The sequence below is a fragment of the Paenibacillus anseongensis genome (assembly GCF_009757995.1).
In the GTDB taxonomy this organism is placed as follows: Bacteria; Bacillota; Bacilli; order Paenibacillales; family NBRC-103111; genus Paenibacillus_E; species Paenibacillus_E chondroitinus.
Genome location: NZ_WSEM01000016.1, coordinates 371,385 through 388,266, shown reverse-complemented (window position 1 = coordinate 388,266; position 16,882 = coordinate 371,385). Strand labels below are relative to the sequence as shown.

At 44.5% G+C, this 16,882-nt stretch carries 13 protein-coding genes; 12 read left to right on the top strand and 1 reads right to left on the bottom strand.

The window, feature by feature from the left end; all coding sequences use genetic code 11:
• Positions 1-43: 43 nt before the first annotated feature.
• On the top strand, positions 44-886 hold the full coding sequence (locus GON05_RS18050; protein WP_157320560.1) for a metallophosphoesterase: 843 nt from the start codon (positions 44-46) through the stop codon (positions 884-886).
• A gap of 237 nt (positions 887-1,123) precedes the next feature.
• Positions 1,124-2,878 (top strand): copper amine oxidase N-terminal domain-containing protein, encoded by a 1,755-nt coding sequence (locus GON05_RS18045; protein ID WP_157320558.1) that lies wholly within the window; start codon positions 1,124-1,126, stop codon positions 2,876-2,878.
• A 120-nt stretch (positions 2,879-2,998) separates the two neighbouring features.
• On the opposite strand, the gene GON05_RS18040 is transcribed toward GON05_RS18045, so the two are convergent.
• Entirely contained in the window at positions 2,999-3,562 is a 564-nt protein-coding gene (locus GON05_RS18040; RefSeq protein ID WP_157320556.1) for a hypothetical protein, read from the bottom strand.
• A gap of 216 nt (positions 3,563-3,778) precedes the next feature.
• On the opposite strand from GON05_RS18040, the gene GON05_RS18035 reads away from it, so the two are divergent.
• The 10 genes from GON05_RS18035 to GON05_RS17990 all read left to right on the top strand — a co-directional run bounded on the left by GON05_RS18035 (position 3,779) and on the right by GON05_RS17990 (position 16,644).
• A complete protein-coding gene (locus GON05_RS18035) occupies positions 3,779-5,917 on the top strand; it encodes a sensor histidine kinase (protein WP_181646129.1) in 2,139 nt (712 codons plus the stop codon).
• Positions 5,914-6,567, top strand: coding sequence for a response regulator (locus tag GON05_RS18030; protein WP_309491751.1), 654 nt, complete (start codon positions 5,914-5,916; stop codon positions 6,565-6,567). Before GON05_RS18035 ends, GON05_RS18030 begins: the two co-directional genes overlap by 4 nt.
• A 425-nt stretch (positions 6,568-6,992) precedes the next feature.
• Positions 6,993-7,814 carry an SDR family oxidoreductase gene (locus tag GON05_RS18025; protein ID WP_157320552.1) on the top strand — a complete coding sequence of 274 codons (822 nt, stop codon included), beginning with the start codon at positions 6,993-6,995 and terminating at the stop codon, positions 7,812-7,814.
• A gap of 186 nt (positions 7,815-8,000) precedes the next feature.
• Positions 8,001-8,348 carry a YrdB family protein gene (locus GON05_RS18020; protein ID WP_157320550.1) on the top strand — a complete coding sequence of 116 codons (348 nt, stop codon included), beginning with the start codon at positions 8,001-8,003 and terminating at the stop codon, positions 8,346-8,348.
• 2 nt (positions 8,349-8,350) lie between these two features.
• On the top strand, positions 8,351-8,665 hold the full coding sequence (locus GON05_RS18015; protein ID WP_246239238.1) for a hypothetical protein: 315 nt from the start codon (positions 8,351-8,353) through the stop codon (positions 8,663-8,665).
• A 204-nt stretch (positions 8,666-8,869) separates the two neighbouring features.
• Positions 8,870-10,633, top strand: a complete 1,764-nt coding sequence (locus GON05_RS18010) for a glycoside hydrolase family 2 protein (protein ID WP_157320548.1) — start codon at positions 8,870-8,872, stop codon at positions 10,631-10,633.
• Positions 10,634-10,794: 161 nt separating this feature from the next.
• Positions 10,795-12,027: a mandelate racemase/muconate lactonizing enzyme family protein gene (locus GON05_RS18005; RefSeq protein ID WP_181646128.1), complete on the top strand. Its 1,233-nt coding sequence runs from the start codon at positions 10,795-10,797 to the stop codon at positions 12,025-12,027.
• 60 nt (positions 12,028-12,087) lie between these two features.
• Positions 12,088-13,470: an ABC transporter substrate-binding protein gene (locus GON05_RS18000; protein WP_157320544.1), complete on the top strand. Its 1,383-nt coding sequence runs from the start codon at positions 12,088-12,090 to the stop codon at positions 13,468-13,470.
• A gap of 115 nt (positions 13,471-13,585) precedes the next feature.
• Positions 13,586-15,331, top strand: coding sequence for a sensor histidine kinase (locus GON05_RS17995; RefSeq protein ID WP_185157223.1), 1,746 nt, complete (start codon positions 13,586-13,588; stop codon positions 15,329-15,331).
• Positions 15,328-16,644: a response regulator gene (locus GON05_RS17990; protein ID WP_157320540.1), complete on the top strand. Its 1,317-nt coding sequence runs from the start codon at positions 15,328-15,330 to the stop codon at positions 16,642-16,644. The genes GON05_RS17995 and GON05_RS17990 overlap by 4 nt, the downstream gene beginning before the upstream one ends.
• Positions 16,645-16,882 lie beyond the last annotated feature (238 nt).

The following is a 16,882-nucleotide window of genomic DNA, read 5'->3' as shown; positions in this document are numbered from 1 at the left end:
CCATATTGTTTTGCTAATGGCGTCTTCGAAAGGATGATTACTTATGAGAGCAGGGGAAGTCCGCAAGTCTAAGCTCCGCCTGTATCCGTTTCCAGGCACGGTCCTTTGGCAGAACCACAATACAACAGCAGCCCAGACCGTCAATTTTTCGATCATAGGCGATTGTCATGTCGGCTATTCGAACAGCTTGAGTATTTTTAAAAGCATACTGCCCAAGGCCGTTCGTCCTGGGAGTACGAGGTTTGTTATTTTTGGCGGTGATAACAAGCATGGGTCGAAAGGCGCGCAGGCGGATAGCGATTATCAGGCGTTCAAATTTGCTGTGACGAGCGTGCTCGGGACCAGCATTCCTTACAAGGCGTCCATCGGTAATTGGGAGGACGATACGCGGGAGCAATTCCGAAAATATTTGAATCCAGTTCTTGGGATGACGAATTTTCCTGGAACGGGCGGCAAGGTGAAGTATGTCTGGCTTGACAACGCACCGGGCAAGTTCAGCTATGACAGCATATCTCTGCTGAAATCGCTCAGCGCTAATTATTACTACATTATCGATTGCCACTGGCCGCTACGTGTGAACGGCATTACGGTGGACTCCTCGCATGTGCTGAGCGCAGAGGAGACGGGGCATTTCTTCAAGTCGATTCCAGTAAGCGTCCGGGATAAAGTGCTCGGCATTTTTACGCATCATGCGCACACGTTCTTTGAAAATACCTCAACCATCTACACGGGATTTGCTGAAACAAGGTTCTATGTTTGCGGCTGTTCCGGCGCTTATAACTGTCGATGCAACAGTTCGTCCTGCGGGAGGGGGTATTACCAAGCATCTCTCACCCTTCAAGGCAACAAGGTGACTCTCTCCAAGGTAACGCCCGGCAAAATGTGAGCTAAATAAAGTTTCCAAAGCGTTCACTCAACCGGGTGAACGCTTTTTTTAGCAGGCTGGAGGTGGAGGTAATGACGAAACGCAACTTAATTTATACTCCCGAAAACTTCCCAGTTGTTTCCCGGATTTATCCCAAACATTTCCCAGATGTGTCTCAAGAAAAGTGAATTGCACGTGTTGTATGCTAAATCCAGCAAGTAAATACAATTCATTTGACAAAGGGAGAGAATGGAATCTATGACATTGAAGTTCAACAAACGTAAACAAACCTCAGCCATTACATTTTTACTGGCGGGGTGTTTGGGGTTCGGCAGTATTGCCGGTGCTTTTGGCGAAACGCCTCCTGCAAGCGTGCAGATCAAGGAGTTTAGCTTGCTTGATACGTCATCTGACATCGTAGGTGCAGCTGATTTTACACCTGAGGGCAACAAGGACGGTCACTTCAAGCTACGGCTGAGTCTAGCTCAGAATACGGTTATCAATTCCGTCGTATTACGTTCCACGGATGCTTATGGTAAGGATAACTACCAAGGGGTATGGAGAACCAACCATGTAACAACGGGGTGGCTCCTCGGCATTGTGCAAGATAAAACGGTTACATCGTCAAGTGGTACATCACATGAAAGCATCATCATTAACCCAGGGTTTCGAAAGGATGTGAAAGAGCCTGTCGGTGAATTTGAGGGAGAGCTTAACTTAGATCTCTACGCCACCGATAACGGCACAATCAAGGAAACGCAATTTTATGTCTTAGAAATTTTAACTCCTCAAGGGACCGTAGTTTCCAAACCGATAAAGTATAAAAGTCCGATGACAACAGGGGAGAGTACTGGCTCTACAAGTCCCACTCCGCCACCTATACCAACACCTCAGATCCCAACCCCTGTTCCAACTTCGGATAATCCGCTAATTCATGTGCTTTTTAATGGTCAAGAGCTTCAGTTTGATCAAGTCAGTCCCGTACTGAAAGATGGTTCAACACTCGTTCCGTTCCGTAAATTATTTGAAACGCTGGGCTTCGAGGTTCAGTGGAAGGAGACTGACGGGTCCCAGAAAGCGATCGGAATTAAAGATGGACTCAGGATTGAATTGACTATTAACAGTACCACTGCAATTGTGAATGGTAAAAACGTGAGCTTGGATGTCCCTGCCCAAATCCTGAATGGGAGCACCTTAGTCCCGCTTCGCTTTGTAGCGGAAAACAGCGGATACAAGGTGTCGTACTCCAGAAATGGTAGCGAGGCGACAGTTCGAATTGATGCAGCTGATGAAGCTCCAAACACACCAACACCAACCCCTTCTCCTTCTCCTGCTCCAATCCCGGATCCGGTAATAGAGGTGGCTGAGCCGTATGTCGTTAAAGGTTATGTGCGCGATGCAAAAGGCCAGCCTCTCCCTGATATTGTTGTTTTCGCCGATAACACAATGCTTTACGACAGCAATATTCTTGGCGTTACCGATGAATCGGGACACTATCAGATCGAGCTGCCTCAGATAGCTACATCATGGCATATGGGTGCTGATATAACGAAATCATTTAACGAAATGGATTACACCTTTCATTTGAACGTTGATAAAGATCTACCGTTTTCGGGAAGCACTGGAGCCGTCCGCAATTTTACTTGGAGCAAATTTGATGGAATGATTTATATATATCCGAATTTTACGTCATCGGACGATTCACTGCCGGAGTTCGATATGAGCGATCTGGAAATCACGCTGACTCCTGCCGGCCCACTGCTCGATGGTAGTGCCGGTCGTACGATTACGAAACGCGGAGGTCCGATTTCAAATGGAGCGGGCATTGATCAAATACCGATTGGCCGTTACAAGGCTACCGCCAGATGGGTGCCAGAGGGGCATGCGCCAATTTCCTTACAGATTAGTGACTCAACCGGCAAATATGCAGCTACTGTCGAGTTTGAATTCGGTCCTCCTGTAGGCGTATCTACAACTAATTATCTCGCAGAACTTAACGTTAAAATACCTTAAATCGACATTCAAACAACAAGCGATTAGGCTGCCGAATGGCAGTCTATTTTGCATGCTGTATATTTAAACCTTCCTATATGAAAAAAAACCGACCTCACGGCCGGAGTTCCTTGCTGCAACTTATGCGGTTAATTCTTTTGAATTTTTTACCTTGGTGAAAAAATTTCCCGTCCATATCATATAGCCCATTCCCACATACACCAAGCCCCAGAAGAAGGCAAACCATTTCTCAAACCCCGGCATACCGAACGATATGAGCATGAGAATAAACAAAATAATCGTCCAACGTGGAAATACTTTACCTCTAAAAGTAACAATCATTAAAATAATAGTTCCAAGCAGCATCCCCATACCGGAGACAGCTCCGGTGAGATCAACGAACAGCTGCCCTTTTTTCGCATATTCGCCGTATGCAAACAAACCGTAAAAGTTAGAGGCAACAAGCAAATTGCCAATCATGATAAGCAGTGTAGAAATTAAGCCCAATACGCCGGTCTCCTTTGACTGTGCCATATATAACGCAATAGAGCTGATCGCCATCAGGATACAAGCGATAAACCCGCATACCACTTCCGGCGTACTGTCATCTCCCCAGATGAGCGACGATGGTGTCATTCCGATTCGAACGATTCCAGCTAAGAAACAGATAAATCCAAGCGATTTCACAACTTTGTCTACGGTCATTTTGAATAACCTCCAATATTTATTGACTTACATGTTACTAATTGTACCAACGGATAGTTCCTGTCAACGAGAGTATCCCCTACCTAGTGAAGACAGGAAGATTTATGGGTAGATCCGGGAAGCAATCCGCAAGTCATATACAGATTCAGGGGCAGCAGTTATAATTTTCATATAGCTTTCATTGGCTAATTAGGAGGAGAGATGAGGCTCTTAAGAATGAAACTGAGTAGTCAAATGGAGTGGCTATTGCAGGTGCTTATGATTGCAATCAGCGCGATTATGGTTATTTTCTTCATAAGCAGTATTTCAGGTTATTATGAAACGCTGCGCGATCAATGCATCTTGCAGTCATGCGGTTCATCGGCTCCAGTTCCGCCGACCACGCTTGAGACACTGAATCAGCACAGTTTAACGGTTGATTCGTATGCGGCGGCTTTAGTCGCGATTGACAGCGGGCTTGCATTTCTTTTCTATACGGGTGCCGGTATCATCCTCTGGAAGAGCAGGCGAGAGAAGATGGGAAAGCTTGCCATGCTCGCGCTCGTTGCATATGGGACTACGTTCCCCTCGCTCGTCTATATTGCTTCTGAAGGGAGCGAGACATTTCAGAGATGGCCGGATGGCATCAGTACAATCGGTTGGATAACGCTATTTTTGTTTTTTTTATTATTTCCGAGCGGAAAACTAACGCCCTATTGGACACTCTTTGTTTGGATCCCGTTTAGCTTGGTACAGATTTCGAGCTTTTTACTTCCGGAAACCGTTATAGATTTGCAACAATGGTCCCCAACAGCCAGGATTTTGTATTATTTATCTGCCATCGGCAGTATGATTTATTCGCAAATTTATCGATATAGGAAGGTTTCTAATGCCGAGCAGAAGCAGCAGACAAAATGGGTTGTCTACGGCGTTACCATTTCGTTTCTTGGTTTTTTTGGAATAGGTGCCTTTTTTGTTGTTGATGCGGCGTTCAGTCCGGTCTCTTATATTTATTTAACGATCGCTTTACATGTTTTTGTGTCTATCATTCCCTTGACGCTTGCATTTGCCACCCTTCGCCATCGCTTATGGGATATCGATCCGCTCGTTAATCGGACCATTGTCTATGGTGTGTTGTCCCTTGCCATTGTGATCGTTTATTCTGCCTCTGTCCTATATTTAAGCAGTGTGTTCCGAACGGATAAAAGCTATATTATCTCGCTGATCGCAACTTCCATCGTCGCTATTCTTTTCGCACCGCTTAAGCAATGGCTTCAGCGTATTGTGAATCGCTTGATGAAAGGCAGGCACGATGATCCGTTTGCTGTGCTTGTCGAATTGGGAGATAGTCTGATAAAACCGATGGCGCCAGAAAAGGTGCTAGATGCCGTCGCTCGAACCATTCAAGATGCGCTTCGCCTTCCTCATGTCAGTATCTCGATTGGAATGAATGGTCAGGAAACGATGGTCATATCCGTCGGTGAAAAGAAATATGATTTGCATGCTTTTCCTCTTATTCACAGCGGTGAAGAACTCGGTACGCTTTGGCTGTCAAGTCGTTCGCCAGGAGAGGCGTTCAGCTCGGAAGATAGCAGGTTGTTGGATGTACTGCTTCGTCAAGCTGTGCCAATCGCCAAAAACATAAAAATGACCGCTGGAATGAAGCTACTGGCCAAAGATTTGCAGGAATCGCGCGAACGTCTGGTGCTTGCTCGTGAGGAGGAGAGAAGGCAAATCCGCAGAAATCTTCACGATGAGCTTGCTCCGCGCTTAATGTCGCTCGCGTTTAACGTAGCGGCTGCGGAGCAGTATATTCGCAAAAGTCCGGATACCGCGATCGAACTACTGGGAGAGTTAAGGCAGGTCATCCGTACGACGGTTAACGATATCCGTACAATGGTACATGATTTGCGTCCACCAACGTTGGATGAATTCGGGCTGCTTGGTTCAATTGAGGCACGTATTGAAGAGATCTTGAAGACGTCCGCTCAAATGGCAGCTACACGGAATCATGACGCAATTCGTGTGAAACTACACGTGCTGGAGGAGCTACCAATTTTACCGGCAGCAGTGGAGGTAGCGGTGTATCGCATCGTAACAGAGTCTTTAGTTAACGTCATAAGGCATGCGGAGGCAACAATTTGCGATGTACATATACGGTTGACTGCGGCGCAAGAGCTGCAAGTCGAAGTTATCGATAACGGGAAGGGCATTCCAATTCCTATAAAGCCAACCGTAAATGGAGGCATCGGGCTGACCTCAATTCGCGAGAGAGCGGGAGAAATTGGCGGTCACTGCCTATTTGAAAGATTGGAAGCAGGCGGTACGCGTGTAATGGCGCTGCTGCCGCTATTGCGTGGGGAGGAAATAAAGTGAGAATTTTGCTCGCAGACGATCATCCGCTATTTCGCGGAGGCGTGCGCACCTTAATTGGTACTACAGAAGATCTACAAGTAATAGGGGAAGCATCGAACGGAGAAGAAGCGGTGCAGTTGGCTCTCTCCTTATCACCTGACGTCATTGTTATGGACATTCGAATGCCGGGTATTAATGGGATTGAAGCGACGAGAATGATTAGGGAGAAACAGCCTGAACAAAAAATACTCATCGTAACGATGTTGAAAGACGATAAGTCCGTTTTTATGGCCATGCAAATGGGAGCACGAGGTTATGTACTTAAAGATGCGGGGGAGATGGAGCTGCTGCAGTCCATTCGAATTGTGGGTGGCGGTGGTGCTGTATTCAGCTCAGATATCGCTTCACGCATGATGCATTATTTTACGATGCCGAAGCCATCACAGCCGTTAAATCCGGCGCTTTCCGAACTGACGGGCCGAGAGACGGAGGTGCTTGAGCTGATCGCGGACGGATACTCCAATGGACAGATTGCAAGCCGCTTACAATTGAGCGCGAAAACGGTCGCCAACCATGTCACCAATATATTAAACAAGCTTCAAGTTCAAGACCGTCACGAAGCTAAAAAGGTGCTGAGGAACTTTCATGATGCATCGGATTTTGAAAGGTAATGTTGTTTGTGGCTGCCGTATCAGGAAAGACTTTGTCATTACGACAGGGTCTTTTTTGTGTTAAGCCTGAAGCCTCCTACTTAGAAGGTATTGTGTCCATTACGATGAGTAATTTAAACTAATTTTTTTATTATTTTGGACTGTGTAGTCTGTAATTTACGTTTTTCTGATTTCTCCCCATAAATCAGCTGAATATCAGGGAATGCATTAATAAGAATTCCCGGTGTGTGCAAATCCCATAATGGATTGACAGCAGTTGTGTCTTAAGTTAAGATTAGAATGAACATTCGATCTAAGGGGGAGCGGTGGTGGTTATGAGGCCTCCCATTGCCTTGTCATTTATAGATTGAACGTTCGATAGAATATTGGTCATCAATGACTGAAAAAAATCATTTGTACAAATAATATTTGGAGGAGATTCAATTATGAATAAGAAGACTATTTTTATTACAGGAACAAGCTCAGGATTGGGAAAACTGACGGCGATTCATTTTGCGAAGCTTGGTTGGAATGTGGCCGCGACGATGCGTACACCAGAGAAGGAAACCGAGCTTACCGCATACGATAATATTAAAATCTTTAAGTTGGACGTTACGAATGTGGACCAAGTCAATTCTGCAGTTAACGATGCGATAGCAACCTTTGGGAAAATCGACGTTGTAGTTAACAATGCAGGGATGGGGTCGTATGGGGCGCTTGAATTAGCCGAAGAGAGCACCATCGATTGGCAGTTTGCCGTGAATGTTCGCGGCCCGATTAACGTTATTCGTAAATTCCTGCCTCATTTCAGAGAGGTTGGCGGCGGGATGTTTATCAATATTAGTTCTTTCATGGGTGTAACCACAGCAGTACCGTTAGGTTCCCTATACAATATGTCCAAGTTTGCTTTGGAAGGTTTAACGGAAGGTCTTTATTACGAGCTTAAGCAGCTAAACATCGAACTTCGTCTTATCGAGCAAGGCGGTTCCAAGGGTAATAATTTCGTCCATAGCGTCATCTGGAATAAAAATGAGAACATCAAAGCCTACAATGATTTAGAAAATAAAGTAGGCCATATGATGGCAAGTACGCCTGAAGATCAACTCGATGATCCGCAAACGATTGTTGATGCTATTGCTGCTCAAGCAACCGGGGAAAGCAATCAATTCCGTACGCTCGTTGGTGAAGCAGGAAAAGGTTTGATGGCCCTTCGTAATTCAGTTCCTATCGAGCAATACCTGGAGACGATTGCGTCGAACTATAAATAAGTCAAAATTTAAATATTAATTAGAAAAGTAAGGTTCTTGTCAAAAGTTAAATGACAAGAACCTTATCTTATTTTCGGCGAATTGAAGTAGCTCTCTTTTTTTGTATGGGAATTTGTGGATCAAAAGATCTTGAAATGATAAATTTAAAATACTTGATAGACGAAACTAACAGAAAGGAGTACAACCATGTTTGTATCTTTCAATCTAGTATTCCGATTCTTACTGGAACTGTTCCTTCTCGGTTCTTTGGGTGTCTGGGGATATCATCTTGGTGGTGGAACTTTTGCGAGATTCGTCCTAACGGTTGGGCTTCCATTAGCAGCCGCAATCATATGGGGACTATTTATTTCTCCCAAAGCCAGGTTCTCTCTACCAACACCCTTAGTTGTCTTCATCGAATTTTTGCTTGTGGGAGCAGCAGCTTACGGATTAATTTGGTCAGGCTATTTTATAACCGCCGTAATCTACGTAGTGGCTCATATTGGAAATCGACTTCTGCTGGGCATTTTCTTACATAAGAGAAAGGAAGAGTAACGATGATTATGACCCAAAAAGAAATGATGTTCATTGTACAATCACAGCTTGCCATTGATTTAAATTGCTCAATCGATGACCTGAACGGTGAGAAGGACAGCATTATTTTTGTAGAAGCCAAAGAAAATCCTGGACGCAGGCCGTTTCCGAGGAAAGCACGTTATTTCGAAATTCTATCAATGGGCAAGTCAATTGTAGTCTCAGCTACACCGGAACGGTTGCTCATTGCCAAAGAACAGATGCAGGGCAAAAGCAGGGATGCCGTATTTTCCTTACCGTTTTTATCGATTAGGCTATTTTCCCGCGTGGGTGTCTGATTGGCGATGCAATTTTGAATGACTTGAATAGAAACTGGAGAACGCTAGTTCAATATACAGGCAACTCTTTTATGCGTAACCTATTAGTTAACTAATAAACTTATTGTTGACAATGTGCTAGCAATTTAGCATAATGTGACCAATGGTTCTTTTAAATATTATTTAGTTAATTAATAAGTTAACCTAAAGGAGAGTTGCCAGAAAATGACCAGCACGCATAAGTATGTTAAAAATTACCCGCGCCCACAATGGATTCGCGATGAGTGGCAATTGTTGAATGGAGAGTGGAGCTTCCGCTTTGATGATTCGTTCGAAGGAGAACGTAACAATTGGTACAGTGATCTGCATGCGGATCGCACCATTCAAGTTCCTTTTACATATGAGACTAAGGCAAGCGGAATCGGCGAGGAGAAGTTCCATCCGTGCGTTTGGTACGAACGGATCGTATCAATTCCGGAAGAAATGAAAGATAAGCGAGTAGTGCTTCATTTTCAAGCCGTGGACTATTTAACTAAGCTGTGGGTGAATGGCGTTTATATCGGCTCGCATGAGGGTGGATATTCCGCGTTTTCATTTGATATTACGGATGCTGTGGAGCAAGGCAGTAATAACCGCATCTCCATCCGGGTTGAGGATGGAAACAGTACGATGCAGCCGCGAGGCAAGCAGCGTTGGACTGACAAGAACTATGGCTGCTGGTATGTGCAGACAACAGGCATCTGGCAGTCTGTATGGCTGGAATACGTCGATGCTTGTTATGTAAGCCATGCGAAAATTACGCCGAAGCTGGAGGAAGCGTCCGTCTCGTTCGAATACGAGCTGGGAAGCACCGTTCGATCTTTCGAAGGATTGTCGCTCCAGACGATTATTCGTTACGATGGCAAGCTGATTCGCTCGACCGAAACGAATGTAGATAGGAAGTTCGTGAAGGTGGATTTAAGCGTCATGAACGATGTCGGTGAATGGAAGGTCTACGCGTGGCATCCGAATCATCCGAATTTGTACGATGTGGAAGTTGTTCTGAAGAAAGATGGCCAGGCGGTTGACACGGTCTACACCTATTTCGGCATGCGCCGCATTCAGATTAAGGGGAATAAGGTACTACTTAATAATCATCCGTATTATCAACGTTTGCTGCTCGATCAAGGGTATTGGGAAGATACTCATTTGACACCACCGTCTGAAGAAGCTCTTATTGAAGATATCGAGAAAACATTAGCCCTCGGATTTAACGGTGTTCGTAAGCATCAGAAGCTGGAAGATCCCAGGTTCTTGTACTGGGCGGACCGCAAAGGGCTCTTGGTATGGTCGGAATTCGGATCCACGTATGAGTTTGGAGATGATGCGGTACATCGGTTCACGAAGGAATGGATCGAAGTTGTGCGCCAGCATTATAATCATCCAAGCATTGTCACATGGGTTCCGTTCAATGAATCGTGGGGAGTTTCGAGCATCTCTACGGACCGGAAGCAGCAGCAATTTACTGAATCGATCTATCATTTGACCAAATCGTATGACCAAATGCGTCCTGTCATTGTGAATGACGGTTGGGAGCACACGGTTTCAGATATTATAACGCTGCACGACTACGAGGAGCTAGGCTCAGTATTCGAAGCTCGGTATAAGGATCAAGAAGTACTGCTTAGCAATAAAGTACCGCATGACAAACATCGATATCCTTTTGCTAATGGATACAGCTATAAGGGGCAGCCGGTGATTATCAGTGAATATGGCGGCATCGCGTTCAAGAGTGAGGAAGGTTGGGGCTACGGCAACCAAGTCAAGAATGAAGAAGAGTTTCTGGCGCGTTATGAGAGTATTACCCAGGCTATCAAAAACTTAGATTATGTTAGCGGCTTCTGTTACACGCAGTTGACCGATGTGCAGCAAGAGGTGAATGGGTTATTAACGATTCAGCGTGAACCGAAAATTGAGATGGAGAAAATCAAAAAAATCAACTTGAAATAGGAGTTGTAGTATCCTGAAGAAGACCTGCTACGTTTTGTAAGCAGGCTTCTTTTTTTATTTCCCAAGGATGATTCCAATTAACTATTGACAATACAGTTCAATTTGATAAACTTGGTTCAAAATGACGAACAAATTTGATGGATAAACGGAGGCGCTTTCATATGAGATTAGATGCTGAATCAACCATTCAGGAAGTCAGAATCATCGAAATAGCCGATCATAACCTGCAAAATGAGCATAGGTACGTGGAAATTGTTTGCTATGGAGGATTAACGGGCCATGCCGGACCGTTGGACGGGCAATATCAATTTCTTGCTGTCAAAAATCGGCTTCATGTGTTTAACAAATTTCTTGCGAAACGGGATATTTTTGATCCCGAAATTGAGTTTGCTTCTCTGTGGGAGGCTGTCTATCCGGAACATCCACTTTCATCGTATGAGCATGGGAAAGATCCGATAAACGGTGACAATATTTGGCGTTCGCACCGTACGTCCAGGCATTCCGCAACAGGGGAAATCATTACGGCTTTCAGCGCAATCGATATTGCCATTTGGGATTTGCGGGGTAAGGCGAGCGCCAAACCTGTACATCAGCTGCTGCATGGCGAACGCACCGAACTTGAGGCTTACGTCAGCTGCATGGGCAGCAAGACACCGCAAGAAGCAGTCGAAAAGGCGACCAATTGGTATGACAAAGGTTTCAAACGTCATAAATGCTTCCTTCCCCACAGACCAGTAGAAGCTGCAGGAGTCAAGAACAATCTTCACATTATGGAAGCGCTTCATCAAACGTTGCCGCAGGATGCGCAGGTGATGTATGACCTGAGCCGTTTAAGCGATCAACTGGACGATCCATCCACCAGGAGCCAAAGGCTGACTTGGGTTAATGAGATGGTCAAAGAAATGCAGAACTACCGCCCGGTTTGGATCGAAGAGCCTGTTTCTCCGGATGACATTGAGGGATACATGACGATCAAACAAGCCAATCCTTCGGCGGTGCTGGCTGGCGGGGAGCATCTTTATACGCGTTGGAGCCTGAAGCCATATCTGGATAAAGGACTGCTGGATTATGTGCAATGTGATCCGGAATGGTGCGGCGGCATCTCCGAAGCGATCGCGATCTGCAAGATGGTTGAAGCCTCTTACCCGAATGTCCGTGTAGTACCGCACGGACATATGATTCTGGCAGCGTCGCAAATTATAGCAGCGCAGTCTGAGGCCTTATCTCCGTTTACGGAATATTTATATCAGGTCATTCCCGATCGAAATCGTTATTTTACCTATGCACCGGAACCGGTGAACGGGATTTTGACTGTACCGCAAGATCCCGGAGTAGGGCCGGCGCTTGACGATTCTAAATATCAAATCATTCGAATCTATAAGGATGAAGAATAAAAGCAGCGGCTGATAAAGTTGTATGTACCATTTTGTAGAAATGGAAGGGAGTTTATGACCATGAACCTTAAACCAGTCATGATTCTGGCAGCAAGTGTTCTGACAATGTTCCTTTTCGAAACCGCATGCTCCTCGGACGAGCAGCTGGCTGACAAGCAGGATACGTCAGCTGCTCGCCAAAAGGTTAAAATTGATATTTGGCATTGGACAGCAGAGCCGGGAATGAAACCGGCATTTGATGCGTTTAATAAGTCACAGGCCAATATTGAAGCTATCTTCCATCAGTTTCCAAGCACCTCGAACATTCCATCCCAAATTAATTCTTTTCTGATTTCCGGCGAATCCATTGATGTCACTGCCCAGTTCAGCCCGGATGACCTGAGGGAGAGGGTGAAAAATAACTTGTATTTACCTCTCGACGAATTTCTAGAAGAAAACCATATCGATTATGAACAAACCTTCGGCAAAGCGATAAACGATTTAACCAAGATCAATGGGCATTATTATAGTGTTCCTTACGGGGTCAATAAATTTGCCGTGTTTTATAATAAACAATTGTTCGATGAAGCGCATGTTCCTTACCCTAAAGCGGATTGGACGTGGCAGGATTTCATGAAAACAGCCAAGCTTTTAACGAAAGGAGAGGGTGCGGATAAAATATATGGTTCCGTCATCTATCCGCTCGACAATAACATCGGCTGGAGTACGCTGGCTATTCAAACACTTGGCTTAAACGGCATGTATAAAAACGATCACGAAACGAATTTCGATCATCCCAGTTACAAGCAAAGTCTTCAGTTATTTATTGATATGCAAAATAGAGATCAATCCATTATGCCACTCACCGAATTTCCGGGGCAAAAGCTGGACATAGGGACGAATCGGACCAGTTTGTTTTTCAAAGGGAAGTTCGCGATGTTTATTGAGCCTATTTATAATATTTGGAGAAGTCGTCTTCCGGAATATAGACATGATTTCCAAATGGGGGTCGTGCAGATGCCAAGAATTGATGCTAATGCTCCTACGGTTTCCCCAATCACCTTTAGTGACATGAGTATTCCGAGAAGCAGCAAGCATCCGAAGGAAGCGTTTGCGTTCATTCAATTTTATTGTTTGACGCGCCCTGATGAAACGGTGGCTCCGAAAGGAATGATGCCTGCGGCTGCACTCTCTGACCCCCAAGTCATCCAATCGGTCAATCAGTTGATTTACAGTGCACCCGGGGTTGATGAGCAAGAAGCTAAGCAAGTGTTCGAAGATCCGAATACGCAGTATGTGACTCCGGAGACAACCATTACGGTAGCCAAGAAGGAGATATTGCAGGTGGTCAATGAAGATGTCACCAAGGCATTTCTCGGAGAATGGAGTGTCGATGAAGCATTAAAGGATATGAAACAGAGATCCGACGCTTGGATTGCTTCCAAAAATCAGCAGCAAAATTAGCATTTTATGAATGCGCTCTCAGATCTTATTGCGCAGAAATTCGGTGATTCGCATGAAATCAATAGATTGGCTAGGGATAAAAAGCAGCATCCATCGTAAAATTTTTATCTCTTTTATGTTAGTTATGTTATTGCCGACGACGTTAATTAGTGTAAGTACCTATTATTTCTCCATCGATTTGCTGAAGCGCAAAGTCAGCGAGTCCTTTCTGGATAATCTTGCTTACAACAAGAACATCATCGGTATGGAGTTTAAGCAATTCGAACAAATCGCTGATTATATTCCCTATAATTCGGATATTCAGAAGGTGCTTTCTCCCGGTTTCAAATCGCCTTCCATACAGGGCTATTATGATCTGCAAAGCGCGCAGCAATCGCTCAATAATTTTACTATGCAGGCATTTGCTGTTTCCAATGTGGCCTCTATCCAGATTTTTGGCGATAACGGCATCATTCTTTTTACCGGAGCTTCAAGCGATATTTATCCGGACGATAAGAAGTTCAAGGAGAAGATCTGGTACCAGCAAGCGGTTCAGACAGATCAGCCCCAGTTTAGATTCGGTACGTTGAACGAAGATTCTGACGGATCGGCTGGATCAGGGAACATGTACAGTCCTTCCATGATCAAGACCTTTCGCAATAGCGCCACATTAGAGAAACTTGGCGTAATTTACATTAAAATCAGAAGAGATTTGTTCGACAACTTGTTTGAAGACAGCAATATGAAGAAAGCCGGGAAATTTGTAATCCTGGACGATAACGGGCAAGTCGTGTACCATCCCGACAAAAGTATGCTGCTGAAGGCGTTTCCAGGCGTGGACAAATTGAGAGAGCAGCAGGGAGACCACGGTTCATTTATTACCCGGGACGGTCAGTTAATGGTGTATTACCACATTGAACGCTACGGTTGGTGGTTAACAGACAGCATCCCTCTCAGCGAGCTTCTGAAAGACAATAAAATTATTTTTAATATTACGATTGCCGTTGTATTGATTTGCTTCCTATTATCAGGAATAATTTGGTATTTTGTAGCGTCCGGCATTGTCCACCCGATCAAGAAGCTGGCATTTGTCATGCGAAGCGTGAAAGAAGACGGATTGGCCGTTAAATCCGAATATACGGGCAAGGACGAAATTGGCCTGTTAAGTTCGAGTTTTAATTATATGATTGAGAAAATTCAAGAGCTGATCTCCAGGATGGTTGAGGAGCAAGCCAAGAAAAAGGATATGGAGTACCAATCGCTGCAAGCCCAAATTAACCCCCATTTTTTATATAACACGCTTAATTCCATCCGCTGGATGGCGATGATTCAAAAGGCGGACAACATTAAAGAGATGGTGGAGGCGCTGGGCCGGCTGCTCGCGAATAGCACCAGCAAAAGCGAAGCCATGATTACAATAGAAGAGGAATTGGCAATCGTCAAGGATTACATCAAAATCCAAGAGGTCAAATACTCGGATAAGTTTCGCGTTGATTTTGACATCGATCCGCAACTGCTTAAGGTCAAATGCGTGAAATTTATTTTACAGCCGTTTATAGAAAACGCAATTTTCCATGGGATAGAGCCAAAAAGCGGTACCGGCTGTATTCGTATTCAGTTGAAGCTGAGTGGCCAAGTGGCTGAAATAACCATTTATGACGACGGAGTGGGGATGGATGTAGAACAAATCATGTGTGAGGGACATGACAAGGGTAACGGTAGACGCTTCAATGGCATCGGGATTAAGAATGTTGACGAACGGCTGCGATTGACATATGGGGATACATACGGCGTGACCATTCAAAGTGTAAAAAATCACTTTACGTCGGTAACAATCCGATTTCCTGTGGATGCAGATTTCGAGGCAGGAGGACTCCAATGATCAGTGTGATGATTGCAGATGACGAAACGTTGGCCAGAGTTGGATTGAAAACGATGATTCCCTGGGAGAAATACGGGTTTCATTTAGTAGCGGAGGCTGAGAATGGCAAAGTAGCCATGGATTTAGCCCTGCAATTAAAGCCGGATATTATCATCACCGATATCAAGATGCCGCTATTAAATGGAGTTGAGCTTATCTCCGCTTTACGTGAGCAGTTAAAGGATACGAAATTTATCGTTCTGAGCTCTTACGGCGACTTTGATTATGTGAAAGAAGCGATGCAGATCGGTGCCGAGGACTACATATTGAAGCTGGAAATGGAACCGGAACCTTTTGCCGAGCTGCTTAACAAAGTTAAAGGGAAGATTGAAGCCGAGCGAAGCAGGCATAAGGAGGAGCGCGCAGATGAATGGAACAAAAGGCGAAATTTACCTGCATTACGGGAAAAATTGTTCCAGAATCTGTTATTCAGCTACTATATCAATGAAGATGAGATCCAAGAGCAATTCAATTATCTGGATATTAAGCTGCATGCCGAAAATCTGGTATGTTTGTTAGTTCGAGTGGAGAACAGGGAGTTATATGAAAAATACGGTGTAGACGACAGATATGTGCTAACCTATGGCGTCACGAATATGATTGAAGAGATTTTGCAAAATTATCCTCCAGCTTACGTCACCTCAACCAATTCCATGGAGTTTGCCATTATTCATTCAATTAGGGCCGATTCAGAAACTGAACCGAAATCTGCTGCCGAGAAATTAGCCGTTCATGTGGAAAGCGCTTTAAAAACATGTTTTAACTTCAAATGCCGAATCGGAATTAGCGAATCATGCAGCCGCCTTGGAAAACTGAAGTCAGCCTATCGCGAGGCCAGCACAGCGCTTAATCAAGGCTTTTCGGAGCCGAAGCGTACCATTCATCATTATCAGCGGCACTTAGATACCGGCCATACGGTTAGCTTTGAAGAGGAGTTTAAACCAATCGACGACGGGAGAAGTATCGTATCCCGCGCCAAAAAATATATGTTGAAACATTATGATGAGGATATCTCCTTAAAGACAGTTTCCCAGTATCATAATATTTCCCCGAATTACTTGAGCTCTCTGTTCAAAAGAACAACGAATGAAAACTTTATTGATTTTCTCATTCATGTTCGGATCGAGCAAGCTCAGTATTTGCTTAAAAACAGCAGTAGCAAGATCTATGAAATCGGCATAAAAGTCGGCTATCCGGATGCCTATTATTTCAGTAAAATTTTCAAAAAAGTGACGGGTTTAACGCCTCAGGAATATAGAAATTGTCAGAAGTGAAACAGCCCCTTGCGGGTTGTTTTTTTATAATGAATGCAGCTCGTGCGTTAAATAAAACAATGGATCGTGGATAAAGACAATATCTGGAATTTGCTTGGTAAACACCTTTGGATTTTGCTTAACTGGACGGCCAAATTAGTAATATAAAACAATGGATGCCTTTAGATATTACATTTCAACATGCTTTACGGCTTTCTATAATGAAGACATGAACACATAACTTTACGAATAGGGGAGT

Bases quoted from the DNA above. Each gene is read 5' to 3' on its own strand.
- GON05_RS18050 (WP_157320560.1), top strand. From the start codon at position 44: ATGAGAGCAGGGGAAGTCCGCAAGTCTAAGCTCCGCCTGTATCCGTTT.
- GON05_RS18020 (WP_157320550.1), top strand. From the start codon at position 8,001: ATGTTTGTATCTTTCAATCTAGTATTCCGATTCTTACTGGAACTGTTC.
- GON05_RS18045 (WP_157320558.1), top strand. From the start codon at position 1,124: ATGACATTGAAGTTCAACAAACGTAAACAAACCTCAGCCATTACATTT.
- GON05_RS18040 (WP_157320556.1), bottom strand. From the start codon at position 3,562: ATGACCGTAGACAAAGTTGTGAAATCGCTTGGATTTATCTGTTTCTTA.
- GON05_RS18010 (WP_157320548.1), top strand. From the start codon at position 8,870: ATGACCAGCACGCATAAGTATGTTAAAAATTACCCGCGCCCACAATGG.
- GON05_RS18015 (WP_246239238.1), top strand. From the start codon at position 8,351: ATGATTATGACCCAAAAAGAAATGATGTTCATTGTACAATCACAGCTT.
- GON05_RS18025 (WP_157320552.1), top strand. From the start codon at position 6,993: ATGAATAAGAAGACTATTTTTATTACAGGAACAAGCTCAGGATTGGGA.
- GON05_RS18005 (WP_181646128.1), top strand. From the start codon at position 10,795: ATGAGATTAGATGCTGAATCAACCATTCAGGAAGTCAGAATCATCGAA.
- GON05_RS17990 (WP_157320540.1), top strand. From the start codon at position 15,328: ATGATCAGTGTGATGATTGCAGATGACGAAACGTTGGCCAGAGTTGGA.
- GON05_RS18035 (WP_181646129.1), top strand. From the start codon at position 3,779: ATGAAACTGAGTAGTCAAATGGAGTGGCTATTGCAGGTGCTTATGATT.
- GON05_RS17995 (WP_185157223.1), top strand. From the start codon at position 13,586: ATGTTAGTTATGTTATTGCCGACGACGTTAATTAGTGTAAGTACCTAT.
- GON05_RS18000 (WP_157320544.1), top strand. From the start codon at position 12,088: ATGAACCTTAAACCAGTCATGATTCTGGCAGCAAGTGTTCTGACAATG.